At 59.5% G+C, this 19,264-nt stretch carries 17 protein-coding genes; 8 read left to right on the top strand and 9 right to left on the bottom strand.

The window, feature by feature from the left end; translation table 11 throughout:
* Positions 1-3: 3 nt before the first annotated feature.
* Together YWU_RS14450 and YWU_RS0101360 are read right to left on the bottom strand one after the other, a co-directional pair.
* A complete protein-coding gene (locus YWU_RS14450) occupies positions 4-471 on the bottom strand; it encodes a hypothetical protein (RefSeq protein ID WP_051259870.1) in 468 nt (155 codons plus the stop codon).
* Positions 472-527: 56 nt separating this feature from the next.
* Positions 528-1,865, bottom strand: a complete 1,338-nt coding sequence (locus tag YWU_RS0101360; RefSeq protein WP_027019066.1) for a cryptochrome/photolyase family protein — start codon at positions 1,863-1,865, stop codon at positions 528-530.
* A 339-nt stretch (positions 1,866-2,204) separates the two neighbouring features.
* Between YWU_RS0101360 and YWU_RS0101355 the strand changes: the two genes are divergently transcribed.
* From YWU_RS0101355 to YWU_RS0101345, 3 genes are read left to right on the top strand one after another with little or no spacing between them, the layout of a single operon-like run.
* Positions 2,205-3,818, top strand: coding sequence for a circularly permuted type 2 ATP-grasp protein (locus tag YWU_RS0101355; protein ID WP_027019065.1), 1,614 nt, complete (start codon positions 2,205-2,207; stop codon positions 3,816-3,818).
* A complete protein-coding gene (locus YWU_RS0101350; RefSeq protein WP_027019064.1) occupies positions 3,812-4,723 on the top strand; it encodes an alpha-E domain-containing protein in 912 nt (303 codons plus the stop codon). Before YWU_RS0101355 ends, YWU_RS0101350 begins: the two co-directional genes overlap by 7 nt.
* A 5-nt stretch (positions 4,724-4,728) precedes the next feature.
* Positions 4,729-5,568 (top strand): transglutaminase family protein, encoded by an 840-nt coding sequence (locus YWU_RS0101345; protein WP_027019063.1) that lies wholly within the window; start codon positions 4,729-4,731, stop codon positions 5,566-5,568.
* On the opposite strand, the gene YWU_RS0101340 is transcribed toward YWU_RS0101345, so the two are convergent.
* Complete coding sequence (locus YWU_RS0101340; RefSeq protein WP_240484025.1) at positions 5,569-7,272, bottom strand: glycerol-3-phosphate dehydrogenase/oxidase; 1,704 nt, start codon at positions 7,270-7,272, stop codon at positions 5,569-5,571.
* A gap of 173 nt (positions 7,273-7,445) precedes the next feature.
* On the opposite strand from YWU_RS0101340, the gene YWU_RS0101335 reads away from it, so the two are divergent.
* From YWU_RS0101335 to YWU_RS0101320, 4 genes are read left to right on the top strand one after another with little or no spacing between them, the layout of a single operon-like run.
* Complete coding sequence (locus YWU_RS0101335; protein WP_027019061.1) at positions 7,446-8,660, top strand: extracellular solute-binding protein; 1,215 nt, start codon at positions 7,446-7,448, stop codon at positions 8,658-8,660.
* 9 nt (positions 8,661-8,669) lie between these two features.
* A complete protein-coding gene (gene cysT / locus YWU_RS0101330; protein WP_027019060.1) occupies positions 8,670-9,527 on the top strand; it encodes a sulfate ABC transporter permease subunit CysT in 858 nt (285 codons plus the stop codon).
* Positions 9,524-10,333, top strand: coding sequence for a sulfate ABC transporter permease (locus YWU_RS0101325; protein ID WP_027019059.1), 810 nt, complete (start codon positions 9,524-9,526; stop codon positions 10,331-10,333). The genes cysT and YWU_RS0101325 overlap by 4 nt, the downstream gene beginning before the upstream one ends.
* Positions 10,330-11,382, top strand: a complete 1,053-nt coding sequence (locus YWU_RS0101320; RefSeq protein ID WP_027019058.1) for a sulfate/molybdate ABC transporter ATP-binding protein — start codon at positions 10,330-10,332, stop codon at positions 11,380-11,382. The genes YWU_RS0101325 and YWU_RS0101320 overlap by 4 nt, the downstream gene beginning before the upstream one ends.
* A gap of 4 nt (positions 11,383-11,386) precedes the next feature.
* Here the strand turns inward: YWU_RS0101320 and YWU_RS0101315 are convergent, their stop codons facing one another.
* The gene (locus YWU_RS0101315) at positions 11,387-12,529 is read right to left on the bottom strand and encodes an ATP-binding protein (RefSeq protein WP_027019057.1); all 1,143 of its coding nucleotides are present in this window, start codon (positions 12,527-12,529) and stop codon (positions 11,387-11,389) included.
* Positions 12,530-12,779: 250 nt separating this feature from the next.
* On the opposite strand from YWU_RS0101315, the gene YWU_RS0101310 reads away from it, so the two are divergent.
* Positions 12,780-13,382 (top strand): hypothetical protein, encoded by a 603-nt coding sequence (locus tag YWU_RS0101310; RefSeq protein WP_027019056.1) that lies wholly within the window; start codon positions 12,780-12,782, stop codon positions 13,380-13,382.
* On the opposite strand, the gene YWU_RS17775 is transcribed toward YWU_RS0101310, so the two are convergent.
* The 5 genes from YWU_RS17775 to YWU_RS14445 all read right to left on the bottom strand — a co-directional run bounded on the left by YWU_RS17775 (position 13,357) and on the right by YWU_RS14445 (position 19,262).
* Positions 13,357-13,971: a PIN domain-containing protein gene (locus tag YWU_RS17775; protein WP_084141504.1), complete on the bottom strand. Its 615-nt coding sequence runs from the start codon at positions 13,969-13,971 to the stop codon at positions 13,357-13,359. The two genes, YWU_RS0101310 and YWU_RS17775, sit on opposite strands and share 26 nt — an antisense overlap.
* The gene (locus YWU_RS0101300) at positions 13,968-14,792 is read right to left on the bottom strand and encodes an ImmA/IrrE family metallo-endopeptidase (RefSeq protein WP_027019054.1); all 825 of its coding nucleotides are present in this window, start codon (positions 14,790-14,792) and stop codon (positions 13,968-13,970) included. Before YWU_RS0101300 ends, YWU_RS17775 begins: the two co-directional genes overlap by 4 nt.
* Before the next feature lie 11 nt (positions 14,793-14,803).
* Positions 14,804-15,136, bottom strand: coding sequence for a helix-turn-helix domain-containing protein (locus tag YWU_RS0101295; protein ID WP_027019053.1), 333 nt, complete (start codon positions 15,134-15,136; stop codon positions 14,804-14,806).
* A gap of 64 nt (positions 15,137-15,200) precedes the next feature.
* Entirely contained in the window at positions 15,201-16,310 is a 1,110-nt protein-coding gene (locus YWU_RS0101290; protein WP_027019052.1) for a Swt1 family HEPN domain-containing protein, read from the bottom strand.
* Between the two features lie 123 nt (positions 16,311-16,433).
* Positions 16,434-19,262 (bottom strand): SAM-dependent DNA methyltransferase, encoded by a 2,829-nt coding sequence (locus YWU_RS14445; protein ID WP_205618271.1) that lies wholly within the window; start codon positions 19,260-19,262, stop codon positions 16,434-16,436.
* Positions 19,263-19,264 lie beyond the last annotated feature (2 nt).

Here is a 19,264-nt window from a genome sequence, read left to right as displayed (position 1 = left end):
GCGTCAGGACTCCGCTGGTGCTGATTCGACCTGGGTCATCTGGACAGTTGCCGTCTCATCCTGGATAGAGACGTCGAAGGTGATTTCGCCGTCGTCGTACGTGAAGTCCTTGGTATCGACCATCGCCGCGAACAGCGCAGGGTCAGTTGCTTCTTTGTCTCGGACCGATTCGATCGTCACTGGTGAGGTGGCGTCGGCAGGTACGTCGAAGGTGCCGACCCAATACAGGGGCCTCATGTCGTCTTCGTTGAACATCCACCGGACGGTGATGGTGTTCTCAGCGATCGTTGCTTCCATGTAATCGGTTTCGCTGGCGGTGTTTTGCTGACGCCAGGTACCTGAAAGGTCAGGAATGCTTGGCTCCACCGCAGCATTATCGGGGCCGTTGTTCGTGCTCGGGGAGTCATCAGCACAGGCAGAAACACCAATGAGTAGAGCCAGCGATACGGGGAGAGCAAGAAGTTTTTTCATGGATACATTCTCGCCCAGCACTGCCGCTGGCTCGTCACGGGGTCACGGCGGAGTGGTTAGCCCTTGATTGCCTGATAGGCATCGAGGGCTGCCTGCCGAGATTCCTTGAGATCAATGATCGGCTCAGGCTCGGGCTGACGAGGCGAATCCAGACTCCACCGCTTGATGTACGTGCCATTGGGATCGAACTTATTGGCCTGCGTCTCGGGATTGAAAATGCGGAAGAACGGGGAGGCATCATCACCACTGCCGGCAACCCACTGCCAGTTGAAAGCATTGCTGGCTAGGTCAGCATCGACCAAGTTGTCCCAGAACCACTCCTCGCCATGGCGCCAGTGGATACCGAGGTTCTTTGTGAGGAAGGACCCGACGACCATGCGGACCCGATTGTGCATGTACCCGGTCTCTCGCAGTTCCCGCATGCCCGCATCAACGAGGGGAATCCCCGTGGTTCCGTTCTGCCAATTGCGCAGGGAATCAGCGGCGGCAGGGTCGTTGTAGGACCAGTCATAGTGGTCGAACTCGCTGCGGACGTTCACCGTCGCCAGATCCGGCAGGTGGTGGAACCGGTGCCAGGCGAATTCGCGCCAGAGCAGTTCATTCCGGAAAACGCTGTCCTCACAGGCATCCCACGCCTGTCGTGGGCTGATCTCTCCAAACCGGAAGTGCGGCGATAGCCGGCTGGTGGCGTGACGGGCAGGGAAGTCGCGGTCCTCTGAGTAGTCGGTGCCAAGTTCGAGCTCGTCGAGGAAGTCGGTGAGGCGATCGTGTGCACCGCATTCACCCGGTGTCCATTCATCGTCGAGTCCGCCGGACCAGTCCGGTTCACCACGATGCTTCGGCAGCAATCCGAGCGAATTGATGGAATCGCTTGGATCGAGGATCGTCAGACCGGTCTGTGGGCGAGGCTCTGCGACCGGCTCGACATCATCGATCAACTTCTTCGCGGCCTTCGCGAAAGGGGAGTAGACGCGGTAGGGCCCGCCGGTGGAAGTGGAGATTTCCCACGGCTCTAGGAGAAGGGAGCCGGGGTGGGACGTGGGGTGGATGTTGGCGTCAGGAAGCATTGCTTTTAGCTGTGTGTCCACCTCGATTCCGGGCGCGTCGTAGCGGCGCTGCCACGTCACTGCGTTGGCTCCGAGCCGTGCGGCGAGTGCGGGGATGATCTCGAGGGGGTCTCCTTGCTCTACGAGAAAGGGGATTCCCAGGTCCGCCAACCGCTTGGCATGGGCGTGCAGACTGTGGTGGAGCCACCAGCGCGAGGCGCCACCGAGAGGTTTGGCGTCGTCCTCGTGGATATACACGGCGACGGCGTCACCCTGATCCTGAGCCTGGGCGAGTGCGCGATGATCGCGGACGCGAAGGTCATTTCGGAACCAAACGAGAGTCGTCATGCCCTCCAATTATAGTTCCCCTTGGTCAATTCTTTACGTGTGGCAAGTAACTGCAGGTAACGGCGTTATCCGGTGTCGTGTTGGGGTCTGAACGGCTGGTGGAGAAGGAGTGCTCTCACGGCGTTGACACTTATAAGTGCCGGGAAAATCCGAAAACGCTGGCACGTGCAGGTGACAACGTGCGACAGGGGCACCTCCTACTCCTGCCTTTGGGGCCGCAGTGGGAGCGGTGGCCGGCAAGGTCGAGAGTTCATCGTTCTTGTGAGGTCGCCGAAACCATTGGGAAACATGGCTGCGAAATGCTTTTGGGGTCAGTGATTTCGACCCAAGGCGGTGAACGTGAAATCCGATTATCCGATCGAGGACCTGATCTTCGATGAGTCGGCGTCAGCGGAGGGGATTCGCCCTCTCTACCAGCGATTGTCGCGGGTATATAGCGAGATGGATGGCAGCGAACTGGAGTCGCGCGTCTCGTACTTGAGTTCCCGGTACCTCGATACCGGCGTGACCTTCGACTTCTCTGGAGAGGAGGAGCCCTTCCCGCTGGACATCGTGCCACGCCTGATTGCGAAGGCCGAGTTCACCCGAACCGAACGTGGACTGAAGCAGCGGGTCCGGGCGTTGGAAGCCTTCCTCGATGACGTCTACACCTCAGGGCGAGTCTTCGCCGATGGAGTAGTCCCGCGAGCGGTTGTCACTACCTCGAAGCACTTCTGCCGGGCCGTCGCCGGATACCGGCCGCCGAACGGAGTGCGGATCCACGTGGCGGGAACAGACCTGATTCGTGATGGTGACGGCACGCTGCGGGTGCTCGAGGATAATGCGAGGATTCCGTCGGGAGTCTCATACGTTCTGACGAACCGGCAGGCGACCATTGCGGCGCTGCCGGAAGCGGTGTCGCGCTACAACATCTCGCGTGTCGACGATTACCCCGCCCAACTCCGCGCAGCCTTGGCAAATGCGGCTCCTCCCGGAGTGGCAGATCCGAAGATCGTGGTGCTCACGCCGGGTGTCTACAACTCGGCCTACTTCGAGCACGCCATGATCGCGCGCACGATGGGTGTGCCGCTGGTGGAGGGACGAGACCTCGTCGTGAGGCAGGGCGTTGCATACCTGCGAACGACGAAGGGCCTAGAGCAGGTCCACGTGATCTACCGACGAGTCGACGACGAGTTCTGTGACCCGGTGGCCTTCCGTCCGGATTCGGTGCTCGGTTGCGCCGGCCTGATGTCAGCGCAGCGCAACGGCACCCTGACTATCGCCAATGCCATCGGTAATGGTGTGGCCGACGACAAGCTCATCTACTCCTACGTCCCGGAACTGATCCGGTATTACCTGGGGGAGGAGCCGCTGATTCCGAACGTCGATACCTGGCGTCTGGAGGACCCTGCCCACCGGGAAGAAGTCCTCGACCGGATGGATGAACTGGTGGTCAAGCCGGTGGATGGCTCGGGAGGCAAGGGCATCGTGATGGGCCCGATGTGTTCCAAGGAAGAACTGGACCTGGCTCGCCAGCGGATCATCGCCGATCCGCGCGGATGGATCGCGCAGCCGTTGGTGCAGCTCTCGACGGTGCCAACGATGACTGAGAAGGGCCTGCAGCCCCGGCACGTCGACCTGCGTCCCTTCATCGTTAATGACGGCGAAGACATGTGGGTCACCCCAGGTGGCCTGACCCGAGTCGCTCTGACGGAGGGCGAAATGATCGTGAACTCCTCGCAGGGCGGTGGCTCGAAGGACACGTGGGTTATCTCCGCGGGAGTCAGCGGACCGGAGTCGGAAACCCGCCACGAGATCCCGGATGTCGGCGGCGAAGCAGAAGCCCTCGACCGGCTGGAGACCTCGAAACTGGACGAGCGCGATGACGAAGACGCCGCCCAACAACAACAGCAACAACAACAGAGTCAGGCAGCCGACGCCACGACCGAGACCACCGGAGGTGAAGCATGCTGAGCCGTATCGGCGAATCCCTGTTCTGGATCGGCAGGTACATCGAGCGAGCCGACGACCAGGCCCGGGTCCTCTCGGTCTATCTGGAGCACAACACAGAGACAGACTCAGACACGTTTGGGGTGGATCTGTGTAGGTCGATGGGGGCGTCGGTAAGCACTGATGCCGGGCCTGAAGAGGCCTGGGCGCTGCTGGGAACGGAGGCCGACTCCAACCAGTCAATGGTGACCGCGCTCGGCAACTGCCGCGACAGCGCGCGCCGGGCGCGAGAGATCCTCTCGATGTCCACCTGGGAGGCGATCAACCGCGCCTACCGAATGACCTCGTCCGGACGTTTGACACTGCTCAGGCCCTCATTGGCCTGCCGCGAAGTGCAGGACCGGTGCGCGATGATCATCGGCACGCTGCATGCAACGATGCCCCGCGATCAAGCGTGGCACTTCCTCATGCTCGGCCGGTATATCGAACGCATCGACATGATGTCCCGCATCATTTACTCCACGGTCGTGGCGCCGACCATCCCGACGCACCGACACCTGGTCCTCCAGTCCTGTGGCGCCCAACAATCATTCGTGCGTACCCGCGGCCGGGAGGACAGCCTGGTTGCCGCAGTGGACTTCCTCCTACGAGACCGGCTGACCCCGCGCTCGATCTACTTCTGCCTCACCGGCGCGCTGGATTCGCTCCAGGCTCTCGATCCGGAACCACTGCGTAGTGGTTTCGACGGCGATACGCAGCGTATTCTCGGCAGCCTGCGGGCAAAGATCGAGTACATGCAGACCAACGAGTCACTGGAGAACCTCGGTGAACTCATGCAGCAGGTCCAAGAATCCGGCGCCCAGGCGACGCAGGCTCTGACCGCCCGCTACTTCGAGGGTGCACTGCCCGCCGAATGGCACGAAAGGTAGAAGCGATGACTACAACTCTCCGCATCGTGCACAACACGGGTTTTACGTACTCGAACTTGGTGTCTGACTCGTTTAATGAGATCCGGATGAGCCCGCTGTATACGCCTCAGCAGCTCATCCGCGAGCGCAATGTCAGCATCACTCCGCGGCCCTGGTCGACTGAGTACATCGATTATTGGGGTACGCATGTCACTGCGTTTGAGCTGCACGAGCCACATGACCAGTTGTTGGTCCGGGTGAGTACGACTCTTGACGTGGAGGCATCCGTCTCCGAGCAGACCACCATGACCCTGGAGGAAGTCACCGAATTCCACGACCGCTGGAATGAGTTTCTCGAGCTCTCGCGCACCGTAGATCCAGGCGATGATCTGGCCCAACGCGCGGCCAGCATCGCGGCGAACTCGGCCACCGTCGACGAGATTGCACTGCGGATCTGCTCAATGATCTACGAGGACATGACGTACTCACCGGGCGCGACGGAGGTCTCCAGCGTGGCCTCCGATGCTTGGGAGAACAGGCAGGGCGTCTGCCAGGACTATTCGCACTTGGTCGTCGGGGCCCTGCGTTACCTGGGCATTCCGGCGCGGTATGTCTCCGGTTATGTGATGCCGCGGAAGGAGGTGCAGGTAGGGGAGACCGTCTCTGGTGAGTCCCACGCATGGGTGCAGTGGTTCAACGGCGACTGGTTCAGCTACGACCCGACCAATGACTGCATCCCTGGCGAGCACCACGTCATGGTCGGTCAAGGCCGCGAATACAACGACGTGGTGCCCCTGCGCGGGATGTTCTCCGGTGGCTCCGGCTCGGAGATGTTCGTCTCCGTGAACATGACCAAGGTGCGGTAGTTACTTCTGGAACTGCCGCACCACGGCCAGGACCGCCTCCTGCTCTGCCAGGTAGGCGTCCGCCTCGGCCTTCGCCTCGTCGCGATCCCAACCCAGCTTCCCGACGACCACATCCACAACATTCCCCATCGCCACTTCAGACACCGGCCCCATGGTTCCCAGGACTAGTCGGCGATCAAGGATGTCCCGGAAGGTCCGGGCCGCTTCGGCTTCGACGGCGTAGACGATCTGGGCTTTGATATCGAGGCAGTCGGTGTCCGGGCTGATCCGCTCACCCAGTGACGGGTCGGCTGCGACCAGCCCGAGCACCGCTTCGTGGGCAGTGCCATACAACCGGGCCAGGTGCATCCGGCATGCCTTCGGAACCGGCAGATTCCGGAAGCGGCTCAGCGCTGATTCAAAGGCGTGCCCGACAGTGTCGAAGTCACCAAAGGCCCCTGCCACCGGCTGGTACCTGGAATCGAACTTCCTGGTTGGCGGGAGCTTTTCCTTTTCCACCAAGATGTCGATGACCCTGGCGCCCATGGCCCGTCCGGTAGTCCATTTGCCGCCGGTGACGGTGTAAATGCCCGGGACGTTGGCGCCGGAGTGGTCGAAGATATCGAAGCGTCGGGAAGCGCGGTAGGTGTCTGAACCATCGTCGACCAAGGGGCGCACGCCAACGAGGGTCGTCATGATGGCATCACGGTCCAGTGGTTTCGCGGCAACGGAGTCGATCGTCTCCAAGATCAGCTCGACGTCTTCCTCAGTGGCCTTCGCCTCGTCGGCCGAACCGTCGGTAGGTGTGTCTGTCGGCCCAATCAGGGAGCGACCCTCCCACGGATTGACCATGATGTGCCGGCCATTGCGCCCGCGCACGAACACGCCATCCTTGTTGCCCAGGTTCTTCATCAGCAGGTGCACACCCTTGGCCTGGCGGACCTTCACGCCGACCTTTCCGGACAGCTCTCCGAGCACTTCCTCGACCCAGGGGCCGGCGGCATTGATGGTGACTGTGCCGCGGATGCGGTGTTCCTGACCGTTCAATCGATCCTTCGCGGTGACCCCATCGACGCGGCCATTCTCATCGCGGTGGGCCTCGGTGACCTCGGCATGGTTCACCGCTGTGCCCCCGGTCTGAACATAGGAACCAAGGATGGAGAGGAGGAGCCTTTCGGGGTGGACGTTGAGGGTGTCATCGTGACGCCAGGCGCCGACCAGGCCCTCCGGTTGCAGCCATGGAACCTGCTTGAGCAGCGCGTCTTTCTTCACCCAACGGAATCGCCGCGAATGCAGGTCCTTCGGGATCTTGGAGTTTCGGTGTCCGGCCATGGACTCGTATAAGGCAACTCCGGCACCGAGGATGGGGGCCTTCGGCTCCGACCAATCGAATGCGGTCAAAAGGAACGAGCGCGGCTGCACCAAGTGTGGCGCTGCGATCCCCAGGTACCGACGCTCAGCAATCGACTCCGCGACCACCGGGAAGTCGTACTGCTCCAAGTACCGCAACCCCCCGTGCAGAAGTTTCGTCGTTGCCGACGAGGTGCCTCCGCCGTAATCGTCTTTCTCCAACAAGATGGTGCGGAGCCCACGGCCCGCAGCATGTCGAGCGATTTGGATTCCGGAGATGCCGCCGCCGATGACGACAACGTCGTAAAGCCCTCCTATCGGCGCGATATCCGCGCCGAGCACGCGATCGCCGAACGGGCGCATCGTCTGGAGCATTGTCGGGTCCCCTGTTCAGTAGGCAAAAGTACCGGTTGATTCAGAGTATCGGTCGAGGGTCCGGCAATCATTAATTTCACGGTGATTTAAAGCCTTTGGGGTTCGGTCGGTGGGTGGTTTTATTGCCGGGAACAGACAGATCGGTCTGTACCTGGACGAAGAAAGACACACTCATGGCAGACATTCCCAAACTCACCGCGCTGGTGGGAGTAGCGGCGGTAGTGGGCGTCGGGGGCATCCTCGCCCTTCCAGGTGGAACCACAGATGAACCGGGAGGGGTCGACATCTCTAGCGGCGACCACCGCCTAGACATCGTGGCCTACGCGGTGCCCAAGCCCGGCTTCGACGTGATTATCCCCGGCTACCGCGAGACCGCAGAGGGCGCCGACACCGGCTTCGCTCAGTCCTATGGTGCCTCCGGCGACCAGTCCCGCAAGGTCGCCCGACGCGTCCCAGCAGACCTGGTGAACTTCTCCGTCGAGCCGGACATCACCCGCTTGGTGAAGGAGGGCATCGTCGACGAGGACTGGAAGGACAACGTCCCTGGAGACGAGAGCGGCACCTCGGTCCCATTCGGATCCGTGGTTTCCTTCGTCACCCGTGAGGGCAACCCCAAGGGCCTAGAGACCTGGGATGACCTCCTGCAGCCTGGCATCCAGGTCATTAGTCCCAACCCAGCGAGCTCAGGCTCAGCGAAATGGAACCTACTTGCGCCGTACTCGGCGTGGTTCTACTCGGCATTAGAGGAGCAGGGCGACGCCAAGAACTACACCGCCGCCCACGAAAAGGCCCTGAACAAGGTCTCCCTGCTCGTTGGCGAGCACTTCAACGTCCGCCCGAAGTCCGGCCGAGAGGCGACTTCTACTTTCGAGCAGGGCCAGGGCGACGTGTTGTTGTCCTACGAGAACGAGGCGATTTTGCTCGATCGTTCTGGTAGCGCCATCGATTACCTCAACCCGCCGCAGACCTTCCGCATTGAGAACCCCGTCGCCGTGGTCAACACCACCGAGGATCCCGAGCAGGCTGAGTCCTTCCGTGACTACCTCTTCACCGAAGATGCCGAGAAACTCTGGGCCTCTGAAGGATTCCGCCCCGGCAGCGACCTATTCACCCCCGACGGCTCCACCCCGGTGATCGACTCGCTCCCAGCTGAGGAACGCGATGCCTTCTCCGGTTGCGAGGATCTGTACTCCATCGATGACCTCTCCCAGGCATTCTCTGCACTTGCCCAGCAGAACCCACAACTGGCGCAAAAGTACGGGCTTCTCGACGACAACGGCGATCCCAAAACCGGCTGGTCCATCGTCGACGCTCTTCTCTTTGCCAGGTCTGACCCCGGCAGCGGAGACCCCAATGGCGCCATTACCGAGATCTACCAGCAGGTGTAGGAGACCGACATGACTTCGATAATTACCCCGGACCACCTCTCCGCACCAGAGCACACTCCGACTCCCGCCCGTCGTTTTGGGCTGCGCGGGCTCGGCTTAGGCGTCGCCGGGCTATGGCTATCCATCATCGTGCTGCTGCCACTGGCGGCAGTTGCGGTGCAGGCGTTCTCCGTCGATGGCTTCGCCGGCTTCTGGGACTCCATCACCTCTGAAGGAGCAGTCGCGGCGCTGCGGATTACCGTGACGGTCTCGCTGATCGTGGCAGTGATCAACGCTGTCGTCGGCACGCTCATCGCTTGGGTGCTGGTCCGTGATGATCTCCCAGGCAAGCGAGCAGTCAACGCGCTGATCGACCTGCCCTTCGCACTGCCGACGATCGTCGCCTCCCTGGTGTTGCTCAGCCTCTACGGCCCGGGCAGTCCCATCGGCCTGACGTTCAACGCGACCCAACCTGCCCTCGTGGTCGCTTTGGCCTTCGTGACGCTCCCGTTCGTCGTCCGCTCGGTGCAGCCGGTGCTGATCGAATTGGACCAGGAAGTCGAGGAAGCCGCGGCTTCCCTTGGCGCAGATAACTGGACCATCTTCCGACGCATCGTTCTGCCTTCTCTGTCCCCGGCGATCCTCTCCGGTGCGGGCCTTGCCTTCGCCCGAGCGATTGGTGAATACGGCTCAGTCGTCCTCATCGGCGGCAACATCCCCGGTCACACGCAGGTGGCCTCTCAGTACATCCAGGAGCAGATCGAGTCTGACGTCCCGGCGGCTGCCGCTGCGGTTTCCGTCGCGCTGCTCACCATCACTGCGGTAGTGCTCGTGGCGCTCCGCTTCTACTCGGGCCGCCTGGCCCGGAAGCAGGAGAAGGCGTTGTGAAACTTGCACGGAAAACCACACTCACCCTGCGCAGTCTGGCGCTCGGATACCTATTCCTGCTGATTGTTGTTCCGGTCGGAACCATCTTGTTCCGTACCTTCCAGCCCAGCTTCGGCCAGTTCTGGGAGTGGATCACGACGCCGGCGGCGATCTCCGCGCTTCAGGTCTCCATCATCATTGTCCTGATTACGGTGCCGGTGAATGTCGTCTTCGGCATCGTCGTTTCCCTGGCGCTCGTCCGAGGCAACCTCAAGGCGAAGGGTCTGATCCAAGCGATTGTGGACCTTCCCTTCGCTGTCTCTCCGATCATCGTTGGCGTTTCCCTCATTCTCCTGTGGGGCCACGGCGGCTGGTTCGGGGGAGTGGAGTCGCTCGGGTTCCGAGTGATCTTCGGACTGACCGGCATGGTCATCGCCACCATCTTTGTCACCCTCCCGTTCGTCGTCCGTGAGGTCGAGCCGGTTCTCGAAGAAATCGGCACCGAACAGGAGCAGGCTGCGGCCACTCTCGGCGCGAATGCCTGGCAGACCTTCTGGCGCATCACCCTCCCATCCATCAAGTGGGGTGTCGCGTACGGAGTGGTCCTCACCGTCGCTCGTGCCCTCGGTGAATTCGGCGCGGTGATCATGGTCTCCTCCGGACTCGCCGGCGGCTCCCAAACGCTCACCCTCCTTGTCCACGCTCGCTACATCGACGACCACAACGTCTACGGTGCTTACGCCGCAGCCACCCTCCTGATGTTCATCGCACTCCTCGTGCTTCTCGCGATGACTCTGCTCGAACGCAACCGAAAGGAATTCTCATGACCATCCAGGTGAAGAACGCCAACAAGAAGTACGGGGACTTCAAAGCGCTTGACGACGTCTCCCTCCACATCCCCCAAGGCTCCCTCACAGCCCTCCTCGGACCGTCGGGTTCGGGTAAATCGACTCTGCTCCGAACGATCGCGGGACTAGATCAGCCGGATTCGGGTCAGGTCATCTTCAATGGCCAGGACGTGACCGCACTTGCACCGCAGGACCGCGGCATCGGGTTTGTCTTCCAGCACTACGCGGCCTTTAAGCACATGACTGTCCGCGACAACGTCGGTTTCGGACTCTCCATTCGGAAGAAGCCTTCCCACGAAATCGACAAGCGCGTCGACGAACTACTCGAGATCGTTGGCCTGGCCGGCTACCAGAACCGGTATCCAGCTCAGCTCTCTGGTGGTCAGCGCCAGCGCCTGGCACTGGCCCGCGCCCTTGCAGTGAACCCCAAGGTCTTGCTTCTCGACGAACCCTTCGGCGCCCTCGACGCCAAGGTCCGCGAGAACCTCCGCGTTTGGCTCAGGAACCTCCACGAGGAATTCACCATCACGACCATTCTCGTCACCCACGACCAGGAAGAAGCCCTCGACGTCGCCGATCGCATCGCTGTCCTCAATAAGGGCCGCATCGAACAGGTCGGCTCGCCAACTCAGCTTTACGACAATCCCGAGAACGAGTTCGTCCTGTCCTTCCTCGGCCAGGTAACTCGCCTGGACGGCGAACTGGTCCGACCACACGACATCCGCATCGGCCTCACCCCCGACATGGCTGTTGGCCCCAACGGTCTCAATGGCCTCGACGGTGTCGGTACACAACTTCGACATGCCATCGTTGACCGAGTGGCTGTCCTCGGCTTCGAGGTCCGAGTCGAACTGCGCGACCTGTCCTCAGGAGTGCCGTTCTCCGCACAGGTCACTCGTGGCGACGCCTCCGCTCTACACCTGCGCGAAGGCGACGAGGTCTACGTCCGGGCAACCAAGGTCTGGCGCCAGGAAGACCTCAGCGTCTCCGAAGGACTGGACTTCGGCGCAGACGCTCCGGCCCGGTAGCCCGTCAAGAAACCTCGAGCGGACCGCCAGGGCTCTCGAGGAATTCCTTGAGGTAGGGGAGTCGGAACGCCAGCTGCCCCCACCTCGGCGAGTAGACGACATCCCGTTCAATAAGCGAGGCTCTCGCTGCAGACACCGACGTCACCGACCGTCCGAGTTCAGCCGCAATCTCACTGGTACGGACGGACTCGGAGTCCTCTGACATCACTGACGCCATGGCGTGAAGAAACCCCACCTGGGAGCCGGGAAGACCGGCAAGTTCCGGCTGGTGGACCTGATTTCCCAAAACAGCGATCGCATCGCCAATTGCCGGTGCGACATGGTTACGGCCTATCGCCTCCTCTCCGCCTACCCGGCTGGATTCCCACGACATCGCTCCGATCAACTGGAGCAAGTATGGGTAGCCGTGCGATGCAATGGCAGCTTCTTTGGCCGCGGAAGAGTCGAACTCGCGTCCGGTGTTGAGGGCGGTGTCGATGAGGAGTCGGTGAGCGTCGGGAAGCTGGAGCGGTGCCAACTGATACCGCAGGCTTCTGCGTAAGAATGTTGTCCCCGGGTTATCGAGCAGACTCTGAATCCCACGAGTGAGGCCGGCCCCGATGAAACTGATCGGCATATCATCACGCACGAGATCTTGGATCGCGGTGGCTAAAATGTTCACGTGCTCGGGGTCCGCGGCCTGGATCTCATCGACGGTGATCTGAATGCCGGATCCGCCGGGCTCGATGATGTCGGTGAGTGACCGCAATTGGGACGTCAGGGTCGGCGCCACCGCTGGAAGATCTCCGGACTCGGTTGAAATCGACCCTATGCCAGCTATCGAGGCACCAGTGACTTTGGTCCGGGGCGTTCCCCGCAGGCTGTTCATTGCCTGGGGAATCGTGGTCTGAATGAGGTCATCGAGCATGCCGCTGTGACTGGCAGCCCGCAGGCTGATCCAGCCATTGCTAGTGGCGATGTCCTCCAGTTCGTTGATCAGCGTGGTCTTGCCGATGCCCCTGGCACCGCTGATCAGAATCATCCGACCCGAACTGCCTGTTTGGGCCTCGATTGACCTGCGATAAGAGTCTAAGATCGGGGCACGACCAGCCCACACGGTCGGAGATTCGCCGAAGCCGGGACGGAACGGGTTGTGCGGAGCTGTCATGGTCCCAGGGTAGGCCGACTGGACGATAAACGCGATAAATACGATAAACTCACCGGTTGCGATAAACGCGATAAGTTGCACTTCCTATGCAAAATTAAGTCACTGTAGTTTGTCATCCACTCCGCTGATCTTGCCGAGCCTCACATCGTGAATCGGGGAGAAGATCTCGTTGGACATGTTCAGATACAGGATCAGGACCTGACTACGCGGATCGTGAAGTTCAATTCATTGGACTCTGCAGGTGCTCCAGATGTCAGCCGCAATGCTGAGGCTGGAAGAGGCCGGCCGAACACGTGAGGCGAGGGATATGATGCGCCGGATCATGGATGCTGGACACCTTTCTGTCCGCCGTACCAATGAATTCTGGCTCAACATCGACGATGCTGTTGATCGGCTTACCGACGACGCAGCCTGGGCAGCAGTTGATGAGAAGCATCTCCTGCAGGACTCATCCGGCTCAGGCTGGAGAAATGATGGGGCTCTCAGGCGATGGCTCCTTGAGAAGACTCCTACGACGCATCCGACCCGCGTGGGACACCTCGTTGTCGCAGAAGCCGGTAGCCTCGCGGCTCAAGCGAACGCGAAGAAGTATCGGGCGGTCACACAACTGCTGAGGAGGGCGAAGGAACTCTTCCTGGGTGCAGGAGATGTCCGCGGCTGGGGCATCGAGTACGAGAGGTTTCTCGCTACCCACTGGAACGGATCGAGGAGGCTGGGGTGTAACCGATTAGCCTCAGCTGCTGAATGTTTGAAGCGTCTCGTCGGTACCCTCTGGTACCGGAGAATCTGCGCGTTCGTAGATTCTCCCGGGAATCAGGTGGCGGACCTTATTCCCAACAACCCAAGTGCATGAGATTCGTAGATTCAATTGGGACAAGGCCATCGTCGATACTGCGCAGACGGTCATACAGTTTCCGCATCTCTTCGCGGCCGGGAATGAACTTAGTTCCGGCCGCACGTTCCAAAACTGTCGTTGTTCCTACTACCGAAAGTGCTCCAACTGAAGCTCCCGATTTACGGAGTCGCTTAAGACGCTGGGCCTCGGAAGAAGCTAACGATCGGCCCTCCCCGTCATCGATGAGGACTAACATGCTATGGCCAGATTCTGCCGAGATGACAGCATGAGCAATGACCATAAGTTCGCCGAGATCTTTGCTGGCCCCCATTCTATTGCACGCCGGAATTCTTCCGATTCTCGACACAGCCCGTTCAAGGTCGTCCGTCAGGTCATCGGGCAGAATTTCAAACAGCTTTTGAGGGAGCTTGTTCAAGACTGTAGACGCGGCGGAAAAGCGTTGATCCTGGGTTGATTTCCTGAGGATTTCGTCTCGGACAGTTTCTGGCGTCGATAACGGTCCGAGGGTGTTGAACAATAGCCGCTCCTTGTTTAAGGAGAAGAAATTCAGACCGGGTCCTGCATCTATGATGGGACGGGGAGTCACGGCTCAGTAGCCTCCCGGGGGTCGTCCAGGATTGATAAGTCGATGTCGATGGAGGGGAGGGCTGAGGCTTCGACAACAGGAAAGGACGGAACGTTCGCCGTGATGCCGGCTTCCTCGAGCTCCCGGAGAGCGTCGTCTCTGCTGATTCCCCTGAGAGTGGCGATTTTTTGAGCGTCGATTACGCCGTATTCGTATCCGTAGATCGCCCGCGCCAAAAGCTTTTGTGGGGCGCGTGTTCTGTTGGAGTCAGATTGGAACGCCTGGTACAAGTCGGGCCAGCCGAATTTTGTCGCGAGGCGAGGCGTAGTCAACTTCATCCATGATTCTTTGGTGCTCGCGTCTATATAGCCGCCCTGCTTCAGTGCTATTGCCGCGATGGCGGGTGACACGAGGAATGTCTGTACAACTTCGGATAGGTCCTTATCGGTGAGGTTTGTCCTGTCTCGAAGCAGGTCTCGAAGTCCGTCTTGTGGGACAAGTAGATGGCGTGCGAAGGAGTTTGCGCGTGTCTCTTCTGGACAATGGTCTCCCAGGAATCCTTCATCTTTCCAGTCTTCGAAGATCACGTGCGCCAGTTCATGTGCGATGGTACTTCTCTGGCGCATGGGGTTCGGTGTGCGAGCGATTCCAATGAAGACTGCGCCATTTGCTGGATCATGAATGGTCAGTCCGTGTTCGTCGGCATGAACATCCAGCACAGCGATGTCGTGGCCCGTTGTTCGCTCAATAAGCGAGAGTAGGTCGCCCAAGGGCTGGGTGCCGAGTTTGTGGGTACTTCGGAATTTGTCGGCGGCCGCACGGCCTTCTGCTTCGGCGTTCACGGGGCCTCCGGTTAGGTTCGAGGTATTGCCTGGTCGCTAAGGTATGCATCAAGTTCAACGAACCCAAGAAGACGCTGTCGCATCTCCTCCATGGCCGAACCGTTCGTGGATCTAGCAGCGTAATGAACGCGCGCAGCTGCGTCTGAACCAGTTAGTTGTGCCACGGTATGCCCAGTCGCTTCGGCAATCTTGATGAGTTCGGGGACTTTCGGGATACGGTCTCCGGAGGTGATCCGGCTCAGGGTGGACTGAGAGATCCCGGTCCTAGTTGCAAGCGTGCGCTGGGATAGGCCTGCTGCTCCCTGGGCCCTTGTGATGGCCGCTCCGATCGTTGTTGCATCCATGTCTAACACCTCCTGAATCAATATATCTTAGGTGATTCAGTCTAGCAGGGCTCGGGGCTGGCGTCTATGCTGTGGCGTCGACCCGCGCCCTGTCCAGGTGTGCCGCGCACTCCCTGGTTTTCCGCTTACGGCCGAAGGTGCGCAGGACAGCGGAATCGAGGTCATCGTCATCCAGATCCGGTCGTCGCGCCGCGATGCTCCGGTAGGCGTTGGCGATCTCTACCGGACTGATGTCGGTGAATGGTCGGTTGACGGAACTGTCGTTCGGGCGGAATTCGTCCCAGTTGTCTGGGTCGATGTCACTTGGCCAGATAAACCCGTCCTCATCAACCAATAGATCTAGCTGCTTCAACTGCCTACGCAACTGCGCGGACTTGGCCTTGCTCACTCGATTCATCTCGAACGAACGGGCTGTTAGGCGTATGAGTCGTTCGATGTGAATTGGGCCTTCAAATTCTGCAATTTCGGCGGCTACTGCACGGACCTGCATTTTTGCAGCCTTCTTCGGTAGCTCGTCCAGCACAGATTTGTCTCCGGCAACGACAAGTGTCCACGGGTCGAAGGAAAAGCGCCCGTCTCCAATCGTGGGAGTGTCGGCGGCAAGGCCACCGCGTGACATCTCTTCTTCGTCCGGTCCCGTGGATTCTTCGCAATCAGACTGATCGAGTTCGGTGTTCTCGTCCTGAATTAGCTCAGGAGCAGGCTGGGTGTCGTCAGACTCGAAAGTGATGAGGTCCTTGGCCTCTGCGTACACGAGGAAAGCCTGGTCGTGGAGTTGACGGCAGTATTCCGCGCCGTCGACATCAGAGAAAACCTTGAGCAGGCGAGCGGCGAAATCCGCGGTACGAACCGCGTCCAAATTCGTTAGCGGATCATTGTGTGCCCAGCGGTTTCGCATGATGCGCAACTCTCCGCCGAGGGTGCTGACAGTGCGCAGGTGATCGTCGAAAGGAAACCCAAGCGAGCCGAGACGTTCGGTCAAGATGCGCAGCTGTGACTGCAGGTCCGTGCGCGAGTAGTTCCGCGGGGTGCGTCCCTTGGCACGGTCTATTTCTGTTAGAACAACCGTCCACTCAATCCCCCCGAGGTCCGGTTCAAGACGGTCCTGGATGATCGGGTCGAGGCGTTCAGCTAGGAACTGCAGGGTTTCGGAGATCGAAATGTGGGCAGACACGGTGCTTCGGCGAGTCCTTTCGGTACTAATCGTGCAAATTCTTTGTGGGCGTAACTGTCACCATATTCACCGGAGCGACGGCTACTCCCGCAAAGTAGAACGAGCTTTCGGGACGCTGTTGGGCTACTGGCCGGTCATTTCCGCATAGCGGGCGAAGAGGATTTCCAGGCGTTCCCGTTCGGCTGTCAGGGGTCCCTCTGCACCAAAAGCCTTATCGACGGCCACATCCAACACATCATGTGCTGCCAACAACTGTGGATCTTCGGCGCCAGGGCGGTAGTGCTCTGCGAGGCTGCGATCGGGAAATAGCTCGCGCGCGGCCAAAATGCCCTTGCCTGCCTCGATGATCTCCTGGCGTGCGTCATCGTCGAGTTCTGGGACGGGAAAGGTGTTCCAAGTGAGGGTTGAAGCGAAGCGGAGATCCGATTTCATGCGTCCACCGATTGCTCGCTGCCAGGTGATGAACATCGAAGAAGAGACGAGGCTAAAGGAAAGGCCCGTCGGGTCCTCAATATTGAATGCCAGATTGCTGGAAATTGTTTCTCCAGGAAACTGCTGGGCGGTAAAATATTTGCGGTTAGCGCTGACAACGCTGGGAATGCAAAGGTAATCCGCAGTTGGTCTAAGGGAATTGATTCGAAAGAGGTGGGGCGTTCGTCGAATCTTCCAGGCTTCGCTTCCTTCTTTGGAGCCTTCTCTAAATTCCCTGTTTGCTTCGACTCGGTATCTCAAGATGGGCGAGGATTGAATTTCTTCTTGAGTGCAATCTTCAAGCCATAGACACCACCTCTTGATGCCCTGAGTTAGCTCCCTGGACCCTGTGAAGGGACGCAGATACCGCTTTGCGATTTTGTCAGCGGAAACTTCATCGTAGGCGCCGGCGTCTACGATAAGATTTCCATTGTCTGTGGGTTGGCAGCCACAAACTGCCGAACGAATTTCCGGGGAGAGCGGTTGCATTTCCCTTGTGATGGTCAGATTTGGGCCATCAATCAAATATGGATTGACTCCGTGTGTGACTCGAATCTCCTCGTGGGTTTTAGATTTAATGTCGTATTCCCAAAGCCTTTGAGTGGTCATATTGTTTGTGAATCCTATTATTGCACAATGCACTACAGCGCGTCCTGGGGCATCGGACTCCCAAGGGAAGGTCCTGTGTGCGAACTTGATGTGCCATCCTGCCTTGAGCAGCGGGCCGAATAGCTTGGGGACGGGTTGTCCTTGTGTGATGGAATTGGTGGTGACAAAGGCGAACTCTCCGGGCCGGTCTGCGAGGAATCCCTTTGACTTCGCATGCCAGGCGGTAACGTAATCAAGGTATCCATCATAATTATTCCCCCAGACATCTTTCATTTCCTGGATTTGTATTTTGGATTTTCCTACTTTGCCAATGAAGGGCGGATTTCCAAACACATACGTGTACTTCTCTGTATCTGGAACGACTTCTTCCCAGTCAGTTCGCAGCGCGTTCGCGCAGACGATGTTCGGCGTTTCCTCGATCGGAAGTCGCACCGCGTTCTCGCCCCATGCTTGGTTGCACAGGTGGTCCACCAGAAGCATGGCGGTAGACGCCACCGCCGCCGGCCACCGGTTAATTTCGATACCGAAGAACTGCTGCATCGACATTTTCGAGCGCTGCAACGCCTTCGTGCCAAGCTGCATCGATCCCTGCTCGATCTCCTGGAGTTCCGCTATAAGTCGCTTGTATGCCTCGGTTTTGCGCTCGCGACCATCGAGTTCTTCGCGGATTTCTCCTGCTCTGATTGCGTCAGCGGCACGGATGATCTCAAATTCCAGAGAGCGCAAGTGCTTGTACGCCTGGATCAAAAAGTTGCCGCAACCGCAGGCAGGATCGAGGAACTGAAGCGATGCGATCTCATCCTGAAGAGAGAGAAGAGCCTTGCGGTCGCCTTTGGCAGCCTCGAACTTTTCCCGTAGTTGATCGAGGAACATCGGATCGATGACCTTCTGGATGTTCTCTTCAGACGTGTAATGCTCACCCATCTGACGGAGCTGGGCCGGGTCGACGAGCTGTTGGAACATTGCGCCGAAGATGTCTGGGTTGACCTTGGACCAGTCGAAATCTCCGGCCCTGAGAACCTGAACGCGGAAATCGCCATTCAGCGATGGAAGATCGAGCTTTTCCTTGTACATGCCATCGATCCGACGGAAACGCTCGAACTCAGTTCCCTGGAACTCTCCGCCACCGTCAACGCCGTGAGGCCCGGCTTTATCCAGTTCAGGGTCGCAGAGGACATCGAAGAGTTCAGTGATCTTTTCGTGGATATTCTCGGAGTTCGTATGGTCCTGCACCCAGTTCTGGAAGGTGTTTTGATCCCACATACCGGTGTCATCGCCGAAGAAAAGGAACAAGAGCCGCGCCAGTAAGGAAGAAGCGGTGTCGGTGTCACAGCCTGCGTCGAGAAGCGTCTGGTTCATCACCTTCATGTGGCCGGACGCTTGCTGCGAACGCTTGATGGCTTCTTCATTGAAAGCCCGCACCATGCGCTGCTGAATTGAGGTGATTCCGGTATCGGAAATCCCCTCAGCGTCTTCCATCAGATCGATGACTTTCAGCCGACGAAGGAGATCCTCCCGCTGCTCTTCGTCACCGATCTCGTAGCGGTGGTTCAGCAGCCGGTGGTTCGTGGCAGCGGTCGCGCCACTTCGAGGCCACGACCACACTTGGCGGACTCCGTCAGTGAAGATCAATAGTCGCTCGGAGGAAGTCCTCTGGACCGCTGAATCAATTGCCCGCTGGTCGGTGCGATTCGGAATACGGTCGCACTCCACCACCCACACTCGCAGTCCGTATTGGTCGGCGATAGGACGGGCGGTGAGTTGACCTCCTTCTGCACCTTCTGCAGAGACAGCCTGCAGGACGCCTGGGACTCCGCCCCAGCCGAGTTCCTCAAACAGCTCGGAGAATCGGCCGGAGTCAACGAATGTCATGT

Origin of the sequence: Corynebacterium sputi DSM 45148 (assembly GCF_000427865.1) — a bacterium.
GTDB lineage: Bacteria > Actinomycetota > Actinomycetes > Mycobacteriales > Mycobacteriaceae > Corynebacterium > Corynebacterium sputi.
Note: the sequence above shows the minus strand (reverse complement) of the source record. Positions and strands in the feature narration are given on the sequence as shown.

What these genes read in the sequence shown, in the direction of transcription:
- YWU_RS14450 (WP_051259870.1), bottom strand. Translation starts at nt 471, where the DNA reads ATGAAAAAACTTCTTGCTCTCCCCGTATCGCTGGCTCTACTCATTGGT.
- YWU_RS0101360 (WP_027019066.1), bottom strand. Translation starts at nt 1,865, where the DNA reads ATGACGACTCTCGTTTGGTTCCGAAATGACCTTCGCGTCCGCGATCAT.
- YWU_RS0101350 (WP_027019064.1), top strand. Translation starts at nt 3,812, where the DNA reads ATGCTGAGCCGTATCGGCGAATCCCTGTTCTGGATCGGCAGGTACATC.
- YWU_RS0101345 (WP_027019063.1), top strand. Translation starts at nt 4,729, where the DNA reads ATGACTACAACTCTCCGCATCGTGCACAACACGGGTTTTACGTACTCG.
- YWU_RS0101340 (WP_240484025.1), bottom strand. Translation starts at nt 7,272, where the DNA reads ATGCTCCAGACGATGCGCCCGTTCGGCGATCGCGTGCTCGGCGCGGAT.
- YWU_RS0101335 (WP_027019061.1), top strand. Translation starts at nt 7,446, where the DNA reads ATGGCAGACATTCCCAAACTCACCGCGCTGGTGGGAGTAGCGGCGGTA.
- cysT (WP_027019060.1), top strand. Translation starts at nt 8,670, where the DNA reads ATGACTTCGATAATTACCCCGGACCACCTCTCCGCACCAGAGCACACT.
- YWU_RS0101320 (WP_027019058.1), top strand. Translation starts at nt 10,330, where the DNA reads ATGACCATCCAGGTGAAGAACGCCAACAAGAAGTACGGGGACTTCAAA.
- YWU_RS0101315 (WP_027019057.1), bottom strand. Translation starts at nt 12,529, where the DNA reads ATGACAGCTCCGCACAACCCGTTCCGTCCCGGCTTCGGCGAATCTCCG.
- YWU_RS0101310 (WP_027019056.1), top strand. Translation starts at nt 12,780, where the DNA reads ATGTCAGCCGCAATGCTGAGGCTGGAAGAGGCCGGCCGAACACGTGAG.
- YWU_RS0101295 (WP_027019053.1), bottom strand. Translation starts at nt 15,136, where the DNA reads ATGGATGCAACAACGATCGGAGCGGCCATCACAAGGGCCCAGGGAGCA.
- YWU_RS14445 (WP_205618271.1), bottom strand. Translation starts at nt 19,262, where the DNA reads ATGACATTCGTTGACTCCGGCCGATTCTCCGAGCTGTTTGAGGAACTC.